This window comes from Streptomyces durbertensis (genome assembly GCF_014156695.1).
GTDB classification, from domain to species: domain Bacteria; phylum Actinomycetota; class Actinomycetes; order Streptomycetales; family Streptomycetaceae; genus Streptomyces; species Streptomyces durbertensis.
In genome coordinates, this window is the sequence record NZ_WMLF01000787.1 from 1 (window position 1) to 1232 (window position 1232).

A 1232-nucleotide genomic window follows, 5' to 3' on the forward strand; every position below is an offset into this window, starting at 1 on the left:
GGTGAGCAGCGGGCGCGGGGGACGGCGGGGTTCCTGCTGGAGATGGGCGTGTTGAAGCGTGCCAAGCGGTCCGGGTGGTGGGTCGCGGGGGTGAAGGACCCGGAGACGATCGCCGAGCACTCGTTCCGGGTGGGGTTGATCGCTTCCGTTCTGGCGATGATGGAGGGTGCGGATCCGGCGAGGGCCGCGCTGCTCGGTCTGTGGCATGACACGCAGGAGACGCGGGTGGGCGACATCCCGCACATCGGGCGGCGGTATCTGGATGCCGCGAAGAACGAGACGGTTACCGCGGACCAGCTCTCGGCCGCTCATCCGGCGGTGCGCGCGGGCGGGCAGCGCATCGTGGAGGAGTACGAGAACGGGGACTCCCCCGAGGTGGTCTGCGCGCGGGACGCGGACAGGTTGGAGTGCCTGGTTCAGGCGGTCGAGTACCGGGAGCAGGGCTACGCGAACGTCCAGGAGTGGATCGACAGCAGCCTGGCCGGGCTGCGAACGGCCTCGGCGAAGGCGCTTGCGGACGCCGCGCTGAACATGTCGTCCGTGGAGTGGCAACGGACGTATCTCCGGTAGCCGGGCCCACCGGGACCGGGCAGGGTGGGAGGTATGGCGGTGGAGGTTCGGGCGGCTTCGGAGTTCGGGGATGTTGCTGCTGTGCTCGGGCCGAAGAGGCCCGATGCGAACGTGTGCTGGTGTCTGAGTTACCGCATTCCGTCGAAGCTCAACAACGAGCTGCGGGGGCCGGCGCGCGGTGAGTACGTGGCGGAGCTGTGCCGGGCGGAACGCGCACCGGGGGTACTCGCGTACGAAGAAGACGTGCCGGTGGGGTGGGCGGCCGTCGCGCCCCGCTCGGAGACGTCCTTCGCGCGCAGTCGCACGATCCCGCACGTGGACGACCTGCCGGTGTGGTCGCTGTGGTGTGTGCGGGTGCGCCCGGGGCACAGGGGGAAGGGCGTCACGCATGCGCTGATCGCGGGGGCGGTCGACTTCGCGCGGGCGCACGGCGCCCCGGTCGTGGAGGCGTATCCGATCGACAGTGGTGGGGACCGAATCGACCAGACGATGGCGTACGCCGGGATCCGGCGGAACTTCGAGCGGGCGGGGTTCACGCATGCCGCCGACACCACGTCCGTGCTGACCGGGCATGCCCGGGTGCTGATGCGGCTTGACCTGCGTTGACGTGTCGGTCTCACCTTCCGCGACCACGATCGGGTGAAGCGGGGGCGGGCGAGGGG

At 70.5% G+C, this 1232-nt stretch carries 2 protein-coding genes; both read left to right on the forward strand.

Annotated features, from left to right (window positions below; translation table 11 throughout):
• Positions 1-570 (forward strand): HD domain-containing protein (locus tag GL263_RS26815; RefSeq protein WP_228456857.1); only part of this gene is annotated, 570 nt, incomplete at its 5' end.
• Between the two features lie 33 nt (positions 571-603).
• Positions 604-1176, forward strand: a complete 573-nt coding sequence (locus GL263_RS26820; RefSeq protein WP_182858322.1) for a GNAT family N-acetyltransferase — start codon at positions 604-606, stop codon at positions 1174-1176.
• Positions 1177-1232: the final 56 nt, after the last annotated feature.

Coding starts and splice junctions, on each gene's coding strand:
- GL263_RS26820 (WP_182858322.1), top strand. CDS start 604: ATGGCGGTGGAGGTTCGGGCGGCTTCGGAGTTCGGGGATGTTGCTGCT.